The sequence below is a fragment of the Sphaerisporangium viridialbum genome, assembly GCF_049674955.1.
Classification (GTDB): Bacteria; Actinomycetota; Actinomycetes; order Streptosporangiales; family Streptosporangiaceae; genus Sphaerisporangium; species Sphaerisporangium viridialbum.
This window is the reverse complement of record NZ_CP187232.1, coordinates 8,140,633-8,156,662: the sequence shown is the minus strand read 5'-3', so window position 1 is coordinate 8,156,662 and position 16,030 is coordinate 8,140,633. Positions and strand designations below refer to the sequence as shown.

The following is a 16,030-nucleotide window of genomic DNA, read 5'->3' as shown; positions in this document are numbered from 1 at the left end:
CTGGCCAGGTTGCCGGCCGGCAGGGGCTCAGGCGTCGAATTCGCCGATCTTGACGCCGCTCAGAAACGCCGACCACTCGCCAGGGGTGAAGATCAGCGCTGGGCCGGACCGATCAGGATTCGAGAAGCACCGGTCACCGAGCCGCGGATAACGTGACGGCCATGGACATCACCATTCACACAGCCTCTCTCCCGCATGACGACCCGGACGCCGCCCTGGCCTTCTACCGCGACACCCTCGGCTTCGAGGTACGCAGCGACGTCGGGCACGGCAAGATGCGCTGGATCACGGTCGGCCCTGTCGACCAGCCCGGCACGTCCATCCTCCTCGCGCCGCCGGCCGCCGACCCCGGCATCACCGAGGACGAGCGCCACACCATCATCGAGATGATGGCCAAGGGCACCTACGGCTGGATCCTGCTGGCCACCCGGGACCTCAACGGCACCTTCGAGAAGCTGCAGGCGGGCGACGCCGAGGTCGTCCAGGAGCCGACGGAGCAGCCGTACGGCATCCGCGACTGCGCCTTCCGCGATCCCGCGGGCAACATGGTCCGCATCCAGGAGCTTCGCTGAGCCGTTCAGTGATCGATCTGGCCATGATGGCGGCCGGTAAGTCGGTCATCGTCATCGAGCACCAGGCGGTCATGGCTCACGCGGACCGGATCATCGACCTGCTCGCGTACATCGATGAAGGAGTTCTCTCATGTGTCATCCCGCATGGGGGCGCGCACTTACTGCGAAACAGCGCCTGAACGACCTTGCGCGGCTGCGGCGCGTTCGTGATCGGATCGACCGGGAGTACGCGCAGCCGCTGGACGTCGAGGCGCTGGCGCGCGGCGTGAACGTGTCGGCCGGGCATCTCAGCCGCCAGTTCCGGCTCGCGTACGGTGAGTCGCCGTACGCCTATCTGATGACGCGGCGTATCGAGCGGGCGATGGCGCTGCTGCGTCGTGGCGATCTCAGTGTCACCGAGGTCTGCTTCGCGGTCGGCTGCTCGTCGCTGGGCACCTTCAGCACCCGTTTCACCGAACTGGCCGGCATGCCGCCCAGCGCCTACCGGCGCCGCGCGGCTCGCTGACGACCACGCCCTGACTTGCCACTGCTGTCTGCCCGGCTCCGTATGAGATCTGAAAAACGCCGGAGATCGCTTACCATCCTGAATGTACGGGGAAGCGGGCGAGGAGCGGCGTGAGCGAGTTCGAGACACCATCTGGCGTAGATCCCTTCACGCCCAGCGTCGCGCGGATCTACGACTACTACCTCGGAGGCAAGGACAACTTCGCCTCCGACCGCGAAGCGGCCGAGAAGATCATCGAGCTCCTCCCGAACGTGCGCGACGTCGCGCGGGAGAACCGCGAGTTCCTGGTCCGCACGGTGACCTATCTCACCGAGCTGGGCGTGCGGCAGTTCCTCGACATCGGGGCGGGGCTGCCGACCCAGCGCAACGTCCACCAGGTCGCGCAGGAGCTGGCGCCGGAGTCCCGGATCGTCTATGTCGACAACGACCCCATCGTGCTCACCCACGCCCGGGCGCTGCTCGCCGAGAACGACCGCGTGATGGTCGTCGGCGCCGACATGCGCGGTGCGCAGGCGCTTCTCGACCATCCCGACGTCCGGGCCCATCTCGACTTCTCCCGGCCCGTGGCGATCCTCATGCTGGGCGTCCTGCACTTCATCCCGGACGACGACGAGGCCATGAAGATCGTCACGACGTTCCGGTCGGCGCTCGGGCCGGGCGGCCACCTGGTCATCTCGCACGGCTCCATCGGCGACCTGAGCGAGGACAAGGACGCCGAGGGGCATAAGGTCTTCAGCCGCACCTCCGCCCCCGGGGTCACTTCGCGGTCGCCCGCGCAGGTGCTGGCGTTCTTCGAGGGGCTCGACCTGGTGGACCCCGGGGTCGTCCCCCTGCGCGACTGGCGGCCCGAGATGGGCTTCTCGATCGTCAAGGAGGGGGAGGCGGGCGCCGTCGGCGGCGTCGGCAGGCTCCCCTGACCCGACCTCTCCCACACGTGCGAAAGGGCCTCGGCTGGACGCCGGGGCCCTTTCGCGTGTCCGGGTCGCCGACAGGCCTCGACGGTATCTTTGCAGGTGAGAGGCTTAAGTAAAGAATAACTTCATGCTAGTGTGTGCGGAAGAAAAAAATTGACCACCCTGCCCTGGCGCCCGTATGGTCCTGGCAATCGGACCTGGAGCACTTCATGAAGCGACTCGCAGCGATCGCGGCCCTGGCGGCGGTCGCCACAGCCACTGCCGCCTGCGGCACCACGGAGACCGGCGTCTCCGCCGGTTCGGGAGGCATCTACACCACGATCGACGGCGCGAAGCAGATCGACGCCACCGCGCCCATCAACCCGTTCAACCCGCAAGGCAGCACGTTCGTCGGCTACGACGCGATGTCGCTGGCCTGGCCCAAGAACGACCTGATGGACCCGAACCAGTTCTACCCGGGTCTCGCCGCGAGCTGGACCGCCACGCCCGACCAGGGCGAGGTCGTCATCCACCTGCAGCCGGACGCCCGCTGGTCCGACGGCAAGCCCGTCACCAGCGAGGACATCCGCGTGTCCATCGGCCTCGCCTACACGCAGGGCGGCAGCGCGTACACCGTGAACGCGGGGGCGGCCGGCGCGGCGGCGGACATCCAGATCGTGGACGCCAAGACCGTCAAGATCGTCCAGGGCGCGAACCGCAGCAACGCGTTCCTCCGCAACGTGCTGTCCATGGTCGTCGTCCCCGCCCATGTGTACGGCTCGCTGCTGCCCGCCGGCTTCTGGACGACGCTGACGGCCGCCAGGGGCACCGGTCCCGCGGCCGAGAAGGCCAAGGCCGAGATCACCGGGCTGTCGCAGCAGGTCATCGCCTTCGCGCCGCGCGAGGACGTCTCCGCGGGCCCGTTCGTGCTGGAGCGGGTCAACCCCGGCGCGGCCCTGCTGAAGAAGAACCCGTACTTCTACGACGCCGCCAAGATCGTGCCCGACAAGGTGAAGGTCCTCAACTACACCGGCAACGAGCAGATCTGGAACTACCTGGTCTCCGGCAAGCTGGACAGCGCCCCCTTCACGGCCGTGCCCGCCGCGGTCATGAAGCGCATCAAGGAGACCCCGGGCAACGACATCCGCAAGGGCTACTCCCCGGTGGCGGCGTCCATGGCGTTCAACCAGGCGCGCAAGCCGTACGACAACGTGCACGTGCGGCGCGCCCTCGCGTACCTGATCGACAGAAAACAGGTCACGAAGATCGCCTCGCCGGAGGCGGGCACACCGTCGGTCACCACGACCGGCATCCACGGCAGCTCCGCCAAGGCCTGGCTGGGCGACCAGCTCGGCACCCTCGACCAGTACAAGGTCGACCCCGCCAAGGCGGACCAGGAGCTGAGGGCCGCCGGTATGGTCAAGAAGGGCGGCACGTGGGCGATGCCGGACGGCAAGCCCTGGAAGGTGCAGCTCAACGTGCCCGCGTCGTTCTCCGACTGGGTGGCGGCGGCCAAGTCGATCACCAGCCAGCTCAACGACCACGGCATCGACGCCACCGTGGTCACCTCGGCCGACTACATCCTCTACCTGGACGAACTGGCCTCGGGCAAGTTCGACATCGGGTTCTGGCTGATGGCCCTCGGGCCCTCGCCGTACAACATCTACCAGCGCCTCTACGGCTCGGCCAACGGCTGGTCGCTGCTCGCCGGGCAGCTCAAGCACTCGCCGCCGGGCAAGAACGGCAACTGGATGGGCGGCCCCGAGAAGATCGACGGGGTGAACCCAGGAGAGCTGACCAACAAGCTCAACCTGGCGTCCCCCGAGGAGCAGAAGAAGATCGTCGGCACGCTGGCCAGGCTGACGAACGAGCAGCTCCCCGTGATCCAGATCTACGACTACGTCAACACCCAGTTCGTCAACACGACCCGCTACACCGGCTGGCCGGAGGCGGGGAGCGAGGCGCTGCGGCTGCCCGCCGGCGTGTGGATGCAACTTGGGATGATCAAGAAAAGTAGCCTATGAAGCTCTTCGCGGTCCGGGGCGGTCCCCGGAAGAACGCGGTACCCCGAAGGCTCGCGGGTCATCTGGTCCGCGGCCTCGTCATGATCTGGGTGGTCACCACGATCAGCTTCGTGATCATCCGCAACATCCCCGGCAACCCGGTGCTCGGGCAGTACGAGACGCTGATCGAGCGGGGGATGTCCCCTGACCAGGCCGAGCGCGCGACGGCGGCGCTCTACGGGTTCCTGCCCACCGGCAGCCTGTGGGAGCAGTACGTCGGCTACATGAAGGCGCTGCTCCACCTCGACCTCGGCCAGTCGCTCAGCACGCCGGGCACCGAGGTCGTCACGCTGATCGCCTCGGCGACGAAGTGGACCGTGCTGCCGGTGCTCGGGGGCACGCTGCTGAGCTTCGTGCTCGGCGTGACGCTCGGGGTCTACGCGGGCATCAAGCGGTCGGGCAAGCTCGGCGACATGCTGTCGATCTCCGGCTCGCTGCTGCACGGCGTGCCGCAGTACGTCATCGGGCTGCTCGTCCTGGCGATCTTCACGACCCTGTGGCCGATCTTCCCCGCCGGAGGCCCGGTCGACGTCGAGTTCGTGCCCGGCTTCAACGCCGGTTACCTGGCCTCGCTTATTCACCACGCCACCCTGCCCGTGCTGACGTACGCGCTGGCCAGCTACGGCGGGTGGGTGCTGGCGATGAAGTCCAGCGTGGCGACCGTGCTCGGCGACGACTTCATCCTGGCCGCCGAACTGCGCGGGCTCTCCAGGGGAGTCCTGTTCAGGTACGTGGCGCGCAACGCGATCCTGCCGCTCTTCACGATCCTCGCGCTCTCGCTCGGCATGCTGTTCGGCGGCGCGATCTTCATCGAGCGCATCTTCAACTATCCGGGGCTCGGGCTGCTGCTCGTCAACAGCATCGGCTCCCGCGACTACGCGCTGATGGGCGGCACCTTCCTGGTGACCACGATGGCGATCATCGTCGCCAACATCGCGGCTGACCTGCTGTACGCCGTGATCGACCCCCGCGTGCGGACCGGAGGCACGGCATGACGGTGACGACACTCCTGCCCGGGGGCAGCAGCCAGGGCCCGGGGGGCATGCGAGCGACCCTGCGGCGCAACTTCTGGCGCGGTGTCGGGCGCGTGCTGCGCCGCAAGCCGAGCCGCATCCTGGGCGTCGCCATCGTCGCGCTGTTCGCGATCATGGCCGTGGCCGGGCCGATGCTCTACCCCGCCCACCTCCCGCGCGACGACAACGCGCTCTACGCCGCGCCGAGCCTGGCCCATCCGTTCGGCACGGACTTCGAGGGCACGGACGTGCTCGCGCTGGTCGTCACCGGCTCGCGGTACGTCATCCTCACCGGCCTCGCCACCGCGATCATCACGGTCGCGCTGGGCACGGCGCTCGGCCTGCTCGCCGGCTTCCACCGGGGGCGCTGGGACACCGTGCTCATGCGGATCACCGACCTGCAGCTCACGATCCCGGGCCTTCCGTTGCTGCTGGTGCTGTCGACCGTGTGGAAGTTCAACGGCCCGCTGGAGATGGGCCTGGTCCTCGGCCTGCTCGGCTGGGGCGGCGTGGCGCGGGCCGTGCGGTCGCAGACCCTGTCGCTGCGCGAGCGCGGCTTCATCGAGGCCGCCAAGGGCCTCGGCCTGTCCACCAGGCACATCGTCGCCCGCGAGCTGCTGCCCAGCATGGCGCCGTACATCGCGATGAACGTGCTCATCGCCGTGACCGGCGCGATCTACGCCCAGGTGGGACTGTTCTTCCTCGGCGTCCTGCCGTTCGACTCCAACAACTGGGGCGTGATGCTGAACCTCGCCGTCTTCGGCGGCGGGGCCCTGACCAGCACGGCCGCGCTGCCGTACCTGCTGGCGCCGCTGCTCGCCATCTTGCTGCTCACGCTGGGCATCGTGCTCATCGTCGACGCGATGGACGAGATCTTCAACCCACGGCTGCGTGAGGAGTAACCAGGTGACCACCACCGCATCTCCCGGCCCCGGCGGCCTGGTCGCGGGGCCCGGCGCGAGCACGGCCCCCGGCGTCCGCGTCCGCGACCTCACGGTCGTCTACAAGACCCCTCTGGGCGAGCTGCCCGCGCTCGGGGGCGTCAGCTTGACGATCGAGCCGGGCACCATCACCGGCATCGTGGGGGAGTCCGGCTCGGGCAAGTCCACGCTGGCGCTCTCGCTGCTGAACGCCGTGCAGTCGCCCGGCCGCGTCAAGAGCGGCAGCGTCGAGATCGACGGTCTCGGAGACGTCCTTGAGCTGGCGGGGAACGAGCTGCGCGAGGCGCGCGGCCGTCACCTCGGGTACGTCTTCCAGGCCGCGCAGAACTCCCTCAACCCGCTCAAGACGGTTGGCAAGCAGCTGCTCGACCTCGGCCGTTCCCACGGCGTCGAGGACCAGCGCGCGCTCGTACGGGACGCCAAGGAGCTGCTGGAGCGCATGGGCCTGGACGGCGCCCGCGTGCTCGACTCCCACCAGCACGAGCTGTCGGGAGGGATGCGCCAGCGCGTCGGCATCATGCTCGCCCTGGTGCTCAACGCGCAGCTCGTCATCCTGGACGAGCCGACCACGGCGCTCGACATGATCACGCAGGCCACCATCCTGCGCATCGTCCGCGAGGTCCACAAGGAGCGCGGGCTCACCACCCTGCTGGTGACCCACGACATCGGGGTCGCGGCCGAGGTCACCGACCACCTCGCCGTGATGTACGGCGGGCGCGTGGTCGAGCACGGCCCCACCATGGAGGTGCTGGGCGCCCCCAGCCACCCCTACACCAGGGGCCTGATCAGGGCGATCCCGCGCCTGTCCGGCGACACCGCCGAGGCCCGGGCCCTGCCCGGGCGGCCCCCCACGCTCGGCACCCTGCCGGCGCGGGGATGCGTCTTCCGGGAGCGCTGCCCGCTGCGCATGGACATCTGCGAGACGGTGGACCCGCGCCCGCTGAACCACGAGGCGAGGATCGTCGCGTGCCACGCGGTCGAGCGGCCGGGTTCCACGGCCGGACAGGAGGAGTACGCGTGATCACAGGCACCGGCGTCACCAAGACCTACAAACAGCGCGGCGACGTCCTCGGAGGCCGCGACGTGCGGGCCCTGCGCGGGGTCGACTTCGCCATCGAGAAGGGCGGAGCGGTCTCGTTCATCGGCGAGTCCGGGTGCGGCAAGACCACGCTCGGCCGGATCATCGCCGGGCTGGAGACCTACGACTCCGGCGAGATCGTCATCGACGGCGTCCCGATGTCCTCCCTGCGGCACCGGCGGCGGCAGCCGTACTTCCGCAGGATCCAGCTCATCCACCAGGACCCGTACTCGGCGCTCAACCCGACCCGCACGATCCACCAGACCCTGCAGGCGCCGCTCACGCTGCGCGCGCGCCAGACGGGCCGCTCGAAGGGCTGGGTGGACGACCGCGCGGAGGAGCTGCTCTCCCTGGTGGGCATCGACCCCGGGTACGTGCTCGGCCGGTACCCCCACCAGCTCTCCGGCGGCATGCGCCAGCGCGTCGTCATCGCCCGCGCGCTGACCGTGGACCCCGAGATGCTCGTCGCCGACGAGTCGGTCTCGATGATCGACGTGTCGATGCGGCTGAGCATCCTCGCGCTGCTCAAGGACCTGCGCGAGCGGCTCGGGGTCAGCGTGCTGTTCATCACCCACGACATCGCCACCGCCAGGTACATCGGCGACGAGGGCGAGCTGTACGTGCTCTACCGGGGGCAGGTCGTGGAGCGCGGGCTCACCGAGACCGTCATCTCCGGCCCGACGCACCCGTACACTCAGTCGCTGCTGTCGGCGATCCCCGTCCTGCACGGGCTGGAGCAGCCCGGGCCGGAGCGGGTGGTGCCCACCGAGGCGCTGGACGAGCGTCACGCGGACGGAGGATGCCTGTTCGCCCGCAGGTGCCCGTTCCGCACCGAGCGCTGCGAGAACGAGCTGCCCTCGCTGGTGCCGGGCGCGGACGCGTCCCACGAGCACGCGTGCTTCCACCCGCAGCGCCGCAGCGTGATCCCGGTGGAGGCGGTCGCGTGAGCGGCGGCGCTCCCGATGAGCGCGCGGGCATCCGCCCGGCCGTCCCCGCCGAGCTGCCCGCGATCGGCGAGCTGGCGCGTTCCGCGCTGACGCTGGACGCCCCGGAGGCGCCGGAGATCGTCTCACGGCTGTCGAACCCGCCCGAGGGGCGTGACGCGGCCGCCCTGGTGACGCCCGGCCTCGACGGGGTCGTGTTCGTCTCGTCCTCCCCCACCGAGGGCGTCGGGCATGTCGACCTGCTGGCCGTCCACCCGTCCGCGCAGGGCAGGGGGACGGGCCGGGCGCTGGTGGCCGCGGCCGAGAGGTGGCTGCGGGAGCGGGGAGCCCGCGAGGCGCGCCTCGCCGGGAACCCTCCCTGCTACGCCTGGCCGGGCATCGACGTCCGCTACACCCCGGCGGTCTGCCTGGCCGAGAGCCTCGGCTACGAGAGGTACCGCACCGCCTGGAACATGACCGCCGACCTCACCGGGTACCTGCCCGCCGACCGTACGGGGGCCGGCGGGGGCTCGGGGGAAGGTGACCTTACGGGGGCGGGCGCGGGCCCCCGTACGGAGGCCGGCGCCGGGGACGACCTCGCCCGGCTGGCCTCGGCCGGGGTCGCCCTGCGCTCGGCGCCCCCCGGCGAGCGCTCCGAGGTGATCGCGTTCGTCCGCGAGCACTGGAACGACGCGTGGGCCTGGGAGGTCGCCCAGGCCGCCGGGTGCCACTACGCCACCCGGCAGGGCGAGATCCTGGGCTTCGCCGCCTGGGGAGCCAGGCCGAGGTGGTTCGGCCCGATGGGCACCGCCGAGGCCGCCCGGGGGCTCGGGGTCGGCGGCGTCCTCCTGCGGCGGTGCCTGGAAGAGCAGGCGGCGGCGGGCCAGCGCAGCACGCAGATCGGCTGGGTGGGGCCGGTGCGCTTCTACGCCAAGGCCGTGGGCGCCCGCGTGGAGCGGGTCTTCTGGCTCTACCGCCGCCCCCTCACCTGACGCGCCTCCGGCGGAGCACCCACCCTCCGGCCGGGCACGCGCCTCGGCCGACAAGGCGACCCCGGCCGGGCAGCCGACCCCGGCGAACCACTTGTCAACGCCCTGGAATACGAGGAGTCATGGCCCAACCACTTGCGCTGTCCACGACGGAACAGAGCGACCCCCGCTACCGCCAGATCGACAGGCTGCCGACCGACGAGATCGCCCGCCTCATGAACGCGGCGGACTCCACCGTCCCCGCCGCGGTGGCGAGGGCGATCCCGCGGATCTCCGCCGCGATCGACGACATCGCCGCGCGCATGCAGGACGGCGGGCGGCTGCTCTACGTGGGAGCGGGCACGTCCGGGCGGCTGGCCGTGCTGGACGCCTCGGAGTGCCCGCCGACCTTCGGCACCGACCCCGAGGTGGTGCGCGGCATCATCGCGGGCGGGGCGCCGGCGCTGACCCGGTCGGTCGAGGGCGCCGAGGACGACGCGGAGGCCGGCGCCGCCGCCATCCGCGAGCAGGGCGCGGGACCGCTGGACTCCGTGGTGGGGATCTCCGCCAGCGGCCGGGCGCCATTCGTGGTGGCCGCGGTCAAGGAGGCCCACAGGCTGGGCGCCCTCACGGTGGGGCTCTCCTGCAACGCGGGGGTGCCGCTCTCGCGGGCCGCCCACCACGCCGTCGAGGTGATCGTCGGGCCCGAGGTGGTGACCGGCTCGACGCGGCTGAAGGCCGGCACGGCGCAGAAGCTGGTGCTCAACATGATCTCGACGATCTCGATGGTCAAGTGCGGCCGGACCTTCGGGAACTACATGGTCGAGGTCTCCGCGAGCAACACCAAGCTCGTGGACCGGGCCGCCCGCATCGTGGGCGACATCACCGGCGCGGACCTCTCCGCCGCCCGCCGCGCCCTGGAGGCCGCGGGACACCAGGTCAAGACCGCCGTCGTGATGATCGAGCGCCGGCTCGACCCGGACGAGGCGCGCCTGCTGCTCGCGGCCTACGGCGACCGGCTCGAAAGCGCGCTAGAAGCCGGCCGCCAGGACCTGTGAGGCGCGGCCGGTACGCCTCGTGAGGCGCGGCCCGTGAGGCCTCGTGAGGCGCGGCACGCGCTTGTGAGGCACTTAACCGGGCTTGTGAGACCTCTCGCGGAGCTTGTGAAACCCTTCACGCGCGACGCGCTCCGAGGAGGGCGGCCGGTATGGCGAGGTGGCGGCTCATGCGGTAGGTGACGGGCGGGCTGCCGCTCACCAGCTCCTTGTAGACGGCGGCCGGCCTGCCGGCCAGCCACAGCCGGCGCGGGGTGTCGTCGGCGTGGGTGAACTGGATCACGGCGTCCCCCCGTCCCAGGCTGACCGGCTGGTGGATGTAGCCGAAGCGGAACGGCCTCGGCTCCCTGCCCCGCAGCGTCCGCGCGATCGAGTCGGCGGCGTGGGCCGCGCTGGGGACGCCGCTCTGGCAGGTGCCGTGCAGGACGCCGAAGTCCTGGCGGATCGCGGCGCTGTCGCCGACCGCGTAGATCGAGGGGTGCGAGACCGACCGCAGGGCGGCGTCGACCACGACCCGGTTGCGCCCGTCCACGGTGAGGCCGGAGTCCGCCGCCAGCGGCGAGGCCTCGAACCCGGTGGTCCACAGGCACGCGTCGGCCTGGACCGGCTCGCCCCCGGCGAGCTCCACGGCGTCCGGCAGCACTTTGACGATCTCCGCACCGGTGCGGGTCTCGACGCCCAGGCGCGCGAGGGCCCGGTCGAGGTGGGCGCGGGCCCGCTCGCCCATCATGCTGCCGGGCCGGTCACGGCCGACGAGCACGACCCGCAGCCCGGGGAACGACTCGGCGATCTCCGTCGCGGCCTCGACGCCGGTCAGGCCGTTGCCGCACACCGCCACGGTGCCTCCGGTTGGGGCGAGCTCCCTCAGCCGCTCCGCGAGCCGTACGGCCGCACCGGGGGTGTCGAGCGTGTGGGCGTGGTCCGCGACGCCGGGCACCTCGCCCGTGACGGTCACGCTCCCGATGGCGTACACGAGCGTGTCGTAGCCGAGCACGCGCTCGCCCTCGGCCGCGCTCACGGTGACCCGCCGCAGCGTGGGGTCGATGCGGGTGGCCCGGCCCTGGACGAACTCGATGCCGGTGCCGCCGACCATCTCGGGGATCCGGTGGTCGGCGAGCCGCGTGCCCGCCGCGATCTGGTGCATCCGCAGCCGCTCGGTGAACCGCGGCGAGGGGTTCACCAGGACGACGTGCCCGCCGTGGCGGCGGGTGCGCCGCGCAGCGCGGATCGCGGCCATCATGCCGGTGTAGCCCGCGCCGAGTACCACGATGCGGTGCGGAGCGGTGCTCATGTCCTTCATGCCGTCCTCCTCTGTCGGCGCCCTCTCCGGGGGGCGTCCGACCACGAGGACGGCTCCGGTCCCCGGCGCCGTGACATCCGGGAGCTGTGGTGTGGGTCACAGTGCGGCCGGTTGCTCACAGCCCCCGCCTGGAGCGGTGTGGTTGTGAGCATGGATAATTCACCTCCATGTCTCCCCGCATCGATCTGGTGTGGCCCACCGAGGCCGACGAAGCCCTGCGCGAAGAGGTCCAGCGCGTCATGCACGCCGTCGTCGAGCTGGGCGGCGCGGTCGGCTACCTGAGACCGCCCGGCCGGGACGAGACCGACCCCTTCCTGGACGGCGTCCTCGCCGACGTCCGTATCGGCCGCGCGGCCTTGGCGCTGGCACGGGTGGACGGCGTGGTCAAGGCGACGGGGCTGTGGAGGCGGGTGCCGGGACCGGTCTTCGAGCACTCGGCCGAGCTCGGAAAGATCATGGCGCATCCCTCGGCGCGAGGGCTGCGGCTGGGCCGGCTGGTCGTCGCCGCCCTCGTCGAGGACGCCCGTTCCGCCGGCGTCGAGACGCTGACCCTCGGCGTGCGGGGCAACAACCACGGCGCGATCGAGCTCTACGAGGAGCTCGGCTTCCGCGAGTGGGGCCGGCTTCCCAACGTCATCGAGGTGGGCCACGAGCGCTTCGACGAGGTCCACATGTACCTGGAGCTGGGCAGGGACCCGAAGATCGTGCTGAGGGGGTCGGCCCAGGGCGGCCCGGGCTCCTCGCCGCGGCGGTCCCGGGGGCCCGTGGCCTGAAGATCTCGGGGTCAGGCCCGCTGAACTGGGCATACTTTCGGTGACCACGGGATGACGCACGACGGACGGGGGAGAGACATGTCACCTCTCGCATCGGTGCGCCGCGTTTATGACGCTCCCTCTCCCGGCGATGGCACGCGCGTGCTCGTCGACCGCCTGTGGCCGCGCGGCCTGGCCAAGGAGGACGCGCACGTGGACGAGTGGCTCAAGGACGTCGCGCCGTCCAACGAGCTGCGCACCTGGTACGGCCACGACCCCGCCAGGTTTCAGGAGTTCCGGAGCCGGTACCTCGCCGAGCTGGAGGCCCCCGCGCGGCGGTCGGCCCTGGACCGGCTGCGCGGGCTGCTCGAAGCCGGGCCGGTGACCCTGCTCACCGCCACCAAGGACGTCGAGCACAGCAACGCCGCCATCCTGGCCGAGCTGCTGCGCCAGTCGGTCTGAGCGCCCGGCCGGTTTGCCCGGATAGCTCCGGTCTCTCGTGAAGTGTGCCGGGCTACGGCCGCGAAAGTGGGCCGGGATAGTCGGCAAAGCCTGAGGGCGGACCCGCGAGGGGAGTAGCTTCTCTCAGCGTGTCTTCAGGGCGTACTCACCAGGCACTCAGCGGCGTGCGGCACCATAGAATCGTGCGTTCTCTACCTATGAGCGACATAAGTCCTCATAACCGGCATTCCGGGCGGCTCTTCGGGGCCGTGCGCCGGACGCGGTTCAGGGTGGGCGTGACGCTGCTGTTCATGGTGGCCACCCTCGGCGTCACGCTCGACGCCGTCTCCGCGGCGGGCGCGCCGGCCCGCGATCCCGTGTCGATCGCCACCCCGCCTGCGCGTTCGGAAAGGGCCCTACCGGCTCCGCCGGGGGCGGTGGGCATGGTCGTGGGGCTGGGCGACTCGGTGCCTGCCGGTTCCGCGTGCGACTGCGACACCTACGTCTCGCTGATCGGCCAGACCCTGGCGGCGAGGCAGGGAACCCCGGTCGTCAGCAAGAACCTCGCCGCCGCCGGGCTCACCACCCAGGGCCTGCTGGACCAGCTCGCCGACGACGCGGCCGAGGAGACCGTGGTGGAGGCCGACGTGACGATCATCACGATCGGCGCGAACGACTTCGACAGCGCCACCGTCGAGAACGACGCCTGCGGCCCGGGCGCGGATCTGGCCTGCTACAAGGAGGATCTGGCGCGGCTGCGGGCCAACATGGACGCGATCCTGAGGAAGGTCCGCGCGCTGGAGAAGCGCGACGGAAGCCGGATCATCGTGACCGGCTACTGGAACGTCTTCATGGACGGCGCCGTCGGCCGCGCCCAGGGCTCGGCGTACGTCACCACCAGCGACAGGCTCACGCTGGCCGTGAACGAGACCCTCGCGGCCTCGGCCGCCGCGGCGGGCGCGCGGTACGTCGACCTCTACGCGCCGTTCAAGGGCCACGACGGGGCGCTGGACGACACGAGGCTGCTGGCCGACGACGGCGACCACCCCGACGCCACCGGACACCGGCTCATCGCGGGCACGGTGCTCTCCGCCCTGTACGACGTCTGAGACCTAACCCCCGTTAGGTGCAAATTGGTCTTTCGCTGGAATTAACCTGATGCTGGGTTAAGCGGGCCGAAAGCCGTTTTCGCCCTGCTCGGAGCATACGGTCGTGATGGAACAAATGTCCCCCGGCGGCCGAGTCGTGAAATGTCGCGAGTTATCGTGGAGCCCAGGGGGAGAGCATGATGAAGCGAATATTCGCCGCGACCTTGCTGCTCGTGGTCATGGTGGCGGGATTCCTCGTCACCGGGGGCACGGCTCAGGCGGCGTCGAGGATATCGGTGAGCAGGGCGCAGTACAGGATCCTGTTCCACCAGTGCCGGTACGCCAACACCAAGAAGCTGCGCAACCAGTGCAGGCTGGCGGTGAGCAGGCGCTACCGCATCGGCAGGTGGAATCCATACCTCGACTGCCGCACCTATTCCGGCATCACCGTGTGCGGCAAGCTGAAGCTGAGCCGTGCGGAGCGCCGCTGCGTCACCCGTTCGGTGCGGGCGGGCCTGACGCGCCGCCGTGCCGAGGTGGAGTGCTACGCGTTCGCCTAGTAAATCGGGATATTTCCGGTGAAACGGCGAGGCCTTGTCCCCGGCGTGGCGGAGCGGTCTCAAGGGAGATCGCGACGCGCTGTTGACATGGTCATTTCGTAAGCCAAAATCGGGATCATGCCCCATATCTCGCTCAACAATGACGCGCCCGGCATTGTCGGCCCCATGCTCTATCGCCCCGAGACGGCCGGCCCCCTCAACGACCTGACCGACCTGCTCCTGCGCGGGCCCAGCACGCTTTCCCGGGGCGAGCGCGAGCTGATCGCCGCGTACGTCTCCCGGCTCAACGACTGCGACTTCTGCGGCTCGATCCACGGGGCGGTCGCGGCCGAGCAACTCCCCGGCGGGATGGAGCAGGTCACGGGTGCCTGCGCCAGTCCGGAGACCGCCGACGTGTCGCCGAAGGTGCGCAAGCTGCTCGTCATCGCGGCGCAGGTGCGGGAGAGCGGCCGGGCCGTCACCGCCGAGGCCGTCGCCGCGGCGCGCGAGGTGGGCGCCACCGACCTGGAGATCCACGACACCGTGCTCATCGCCGCCGCGTTCTGCATGTTCAACCGCTACGTCGACGGCCTGGCGACGCTCGCGCCGCCGGACCCGGGGGCCTACCAGCCCATGGCCAAGCAGATCGTCGCCGAGGGGTACTCCGGCGTGATCCACGCCTTCGGCGGCTAGGCCTTCGGCGGCCGGCCGAATACGCGGAACCCCGGGAAGCAGGGGCATCGTCAAGGACTGAGGACAGGCCGGTTCCGGCGGTGCCGCCACGGCCGCCGCCGGAACCGGGTCAGGCAGGGACGTGGTTGCGCAGGCGCAGCTCGTCCGGGTAGGGGAAGAAGTACGTCTGGTCCCGCAGGTACGTGGCTCCCGCGCCCCTGATGTGGTGGCGCAGCAGGGCCAGCGGCACGCTGAGGGGCACGTGGCGGGCCTGGTACGACCGGATCACCTCGACGAGGTCGGCCCGGCGCGCCGGGTCCAGGTGGTCGCTGATCATGCCCAGGCAGTGCTGCAGCACGTTGACGTTGCGGCCGATCGTCCAGCGTTCGAGGCGGAGTGTCTCGCGCGGGGTGCCGAGGCCGAGGTCCATCTCCGGGCACATCGGCACCCAGTCCACGTGGTCCGACAGCGCGTCGGAGAGGAACCTGTCACGGCTGTGACCGCCGTTGAACCGCACCGCCGCGCCGAGCAGGCAGCTCGACACCGCCACCCGCGGCCGTACGCGCTCGCCGCTCATCCGGCAGCCACGTCCAGCAGCGAGGACAGGCGGTGCAGGCCGCGTGTCGTGCGCGCCTTGATGGTGCCGAGGGGCACCTGGAGGCGCTCCGCGATCTCCCGCTGGGTCAGGTCGCCGTAGTAGGCCAGCTCGATGGCCTGCCGCTGGGGTGCGGGCAGCTTGGCGAGGGCCCTGTGCAGCCGGTCGCGGTCGGCGAGGTCGTCGCCGTCGGCGCGGCCGTCCCGCCCGGGAGGGTCGCCCACGGCGTCCAGCGGCACGGTGTACGGCGCGCGTGCCCGCAGGTGGTCGACGGCCCGCTTGCGCGCGATGCCGACCACCCAGGCCGGCAGGCTCCTCGCCGGGTCGAACCGGTGCCTGCAGCGCCACACCTCGGTGAACACGACCTGCAGCACGTCCTCGACGTCCTGGGCGGGCACGAGCCGCCGCAGGTAGGAGCGGACCAGCGGGGCGTGCTCGCGGTAACAGTCGCCGAGCGATCCCGCCTCGCCCCTGGCGAGGCGGGCTCCAATCGTGTCGTCCATGCGCCCCCGCATCCCATTCAAGGCGAGCGGGATCGGGCAGTTCAAGATCATTGCAGGGCGGGGCCTCCAAGAAAGGGTCAATTCGGTACGGCCCTGACCTGGTGCTCGCTTACCCGCAAGGCGGTCATC

At 70.8% G+C, this 16,030-nt stretch carries 18 protein-coding genes and 2 pseudogenes; 16 read left to right on the top strand and 4 right to left on the bottom strand.

Annotation, left to right across the window (positions count from 1 at the left end):
- Positions 1–27 precede the first annotated feature (27 nt).
- Positions 28–108, bottom strand: a pseudogene (locus ACOZ38_RS36700) (DUF397 domain-containing protein); the annotation flags it as partial.
- A gap of 53 nt (positions 109–161) precedes the next feature.
- Between ACOZ38_RS36700 and ACOZ38_RS36695 the strand changes: the two are divergent.
- The 11 genes and pseudogenes from ACOZ38_RS36695 (at position 162) to murQ (ending at position 10,014) form a co-directional block, all read left to right on the top strand.
- Entirely contained in the window at positions 162–572 is a 411-nt protein-coding gene (locus ACOZ38_RS36695; RefSeq protein ID WP_424535582.1) for a VOC family protein, read from the top strand.
- 8 nt (positions 573–580) lie between these two features.
- A complete protein-coding gene (locus ACOZ38_RS36690) occupies positions 581–751 on the top strand; it encodes a hypothetical protein (protein ID WP_424537223.1) in 171 nt (56 codons plus the stop codon).
- Positions 703–1,071: pseudogene (locus ACOZ38_RS36685) on the top strand (helix-turn-helix transcriptional regulator); the annotation flags it as partial. The gene ACOZ38_RS36690 and the pseudogene ACOZ38_RS36685, both read left to right, overlap by 49 nt.
- A gap of 116 nt (positions 1,072–1,187) precedes the next feature.
- Positions 1,188–1,994, top strand: coding sequence for an SAM-dependent methyltransferase (locus ACOZ38_RS36680; RefSeq protein ID WP_424535581.1), 807 nt, complete (start codon positions 1,188–1,190; stop codon positions 1,992–1,994).
- 206 nt (positions 1,995–2,200) lie between these two features.
- The gene (locus tag ACOZ38_RS36675; protein WP_424535580.1) at positions 2,201–3,994 is read left to right on the top strand and encodes an ABC transporter substrate-binding protein; all 1,794 of its coding nucleotides are present in this window, start codon (positions 2,201–2,203) and stop codon (positions 3,992–3,994) included.
- On the top strand, positions 3,991–5,028 hold the full coding sequence (locus ACOZ38_RS36670) for an ABC transporter permease (RefSeq protein WP_424535579.1): 1,038 nt from the start codon (positions 3,991–3,993) through the stop codon (positions 5,026–5,028). The genes ACOZ38_RS36675 and ACOZ38_RS36670 overlap by 4 nt, the downstream gene beginning before the upstream one ends.
- On the top strand, positions 5,025–5,948 hold the full coding sequence (locus ACOZ38_RS36665; RefSeq protein WP_424535578.1) for an ABC transporter permease: 924 nt from the start codon (positions 5,025–5,027) through the stop codon (positions 5,946–5,948). Before ACOZ38_RS36670 ends, ACOZ38_RS36665 begins: the two co-directional genes overlap by 4 nt.
- 4 nt (positions 5,949–5,952) lie before the next feature.
- The gene (locus ACOZ38_RS36660; protein WP_424535577.1) at positions 5,953–7,008 is read left to right on the top strand and encodes an ABC transporter ATP-binding protein; all 1,056 of its coding nucleotides are present in this window, start codon (positions 5,953–5,955) and stop codon (positions 7,006–7,008) included.
- Positions 7,005–8,012, top strand: a complete 1,008-nt coding sequence (locus tag ACOZ38_RS36655; protein WP_424535576.1) for an ABC transporter ATP-binding protein — start codon at positions 7,005–7,007, stop codon at positions 8,010–8,012. Before ACOZ38_RS36660 ends, ACOZ38_RS36655 begins: the two co-directional genes overlap by 4 nt.
- Positions 8,009–8,980, top strand: coding sequence for a GNAT family N-acetyltransferase (locus ACOZ38_RS36650; protein ID WP_424535575.1), 972 nt, complete (start codon positions 8,009–8,011; stop codon positions 8,978–8,980). The genes ACOZ38_RS36655 and ACOZ38_RS36650 overlap by 4 nt, the downstream gene beginning before the upstream one ends.
- A gap of 119 nt (positions 8,981–9,099) precedes the next feature.
- Positions 9,100–10,014: an N-acetylmuramic acid 6-phosphate etherase gene (gene murQ, locus ACOZ38_RS36645; protein WP_424535574.1), complete on the top strand. Its 915-nt coding sequence runs from the start codon at positions 9,100–9,102 to the stop codon at positions 10,012–10,014.
- 115 nt (positions 10,015–10,129) lie between these two features.
- Here the strand turns inward: murQ and ACOZ38_RS36640 are convergent, their stop codons facing one another.
- Positions 10,130–11,311: an NAD(P)/FAD-dependent oxidoreductase gene (locus tag ACOZ38_RS36640; RefSeq protein WP_424535573.1), complete on the bottom strand. Its 1,182-nt coding sequence runs from the start codon at positions 11,309–11,311 to the stop codon at positions 10,130–10,132.
- A 167-nt stretch (positions 11,312–11,478) separates the two neighbouring features.
- On the opposite strand from ACOZ38_RS36640, the gene ACOZ38_RS36635 reads away from it, so the two are divergent.
- The 5 genes from ACOZ38_RS36635 (at position 11,479) to ACOZ38_RS36615 (ending at position 14,824) form a co-directional block, all read left to right on the top strand.
- Complete coding sequence (locus ACOZ38_RS36635) at positions 11,479–12,084, top strand: N-acetyltransferase family protein (protein ID WP_424535572.1); 606 nt, start codon at positions 11,479–11,481, stop codon at positions 12,082–12,084.
- A gap of 78 nt (positions 12,085–12,162) precedes the next feature.
- Positions 12,163–12,525 carry a DUF488 domain-containing protein gene (locus ACOZ38_RS36630; protein ID WP_424535571.1) on the top strand — a complete coding sequence of 121 codons (363 nt, stop codon included), beginning with the start codon at positions 12,163–12,165 and terminating at the stop codon, positions 12,523–12,525.
- A gap of 275 nt (positions 12,526–12,800) precedes the next feature.
- A complete protein-coding gene (locus ACOZ38_RS36625; RefSeq protein ID WP_424535570.1) occupies positions 12,801–13,613 on the top strand; it encodes an SGNH/GDSL hydrolase family protein in 813 nt (270 codons plus the stop codon).
- A gap of 176 nt (positions 13,614–13,789) precedes the next feature.
- Positions 13,790–14,152: a hypothetical protein gene (locus ACOZ38_RS36620; protein WP_424535569.1), complete on the top strand. Its 363-nt coding sequence runs from the start codon at positions 13,790–13,792 to the stop codon at positions 14,150–14,152.
- A gap of 117 nt (positions 14,153–14,269) precedes the next feature.
- The gene (locus ACOZ38_RS36615; protein WP_424535568.1) at positions 14,270–14,824 is read left to right on the top strand and encodes a carboxymuconolactone decarboxylase family protein; all 555 of its coding nucleotides are present in this window, start codon (positions 14,270–14,272) and stop codon (positions 14,822–14,824) included.
- Between the two features lie 109 nt (positions 14,825–14,933).
- On the opposite strand, the gene ACOZ38_RS36610 is transcribed toward ACOZ38_RS36615, so the two are convergent.
- On the bottom strand, positions 14,934–15,380 hold the full coding sequence (locus ACOZ38_RS36610; RefSeq protein ID WP_424535567.1) for a DUF1722 domain-containing protein: 447 nt from the start codon (positions 15,378–15,380) through the stop codon (positions 14,934–14,936).
- Complete coding sequence (locus ACOZ38_RS36605) at positions 15,377–15,901, bottom strand: RNA polymerase sigma factor (RefSeq protein ID WP_424535566.1); 525 nt, start codon at positions 15,899–15,901, stop codon at positions 15,377–15,379. Before ACOZ38_RS36605 ends, ACOZ38_RS36610 begins: the two co-directional genes overlap by 4 nt.
- Between the last annotated feature and the right edge of the window lie 129 nt (positions 15,902–16,030).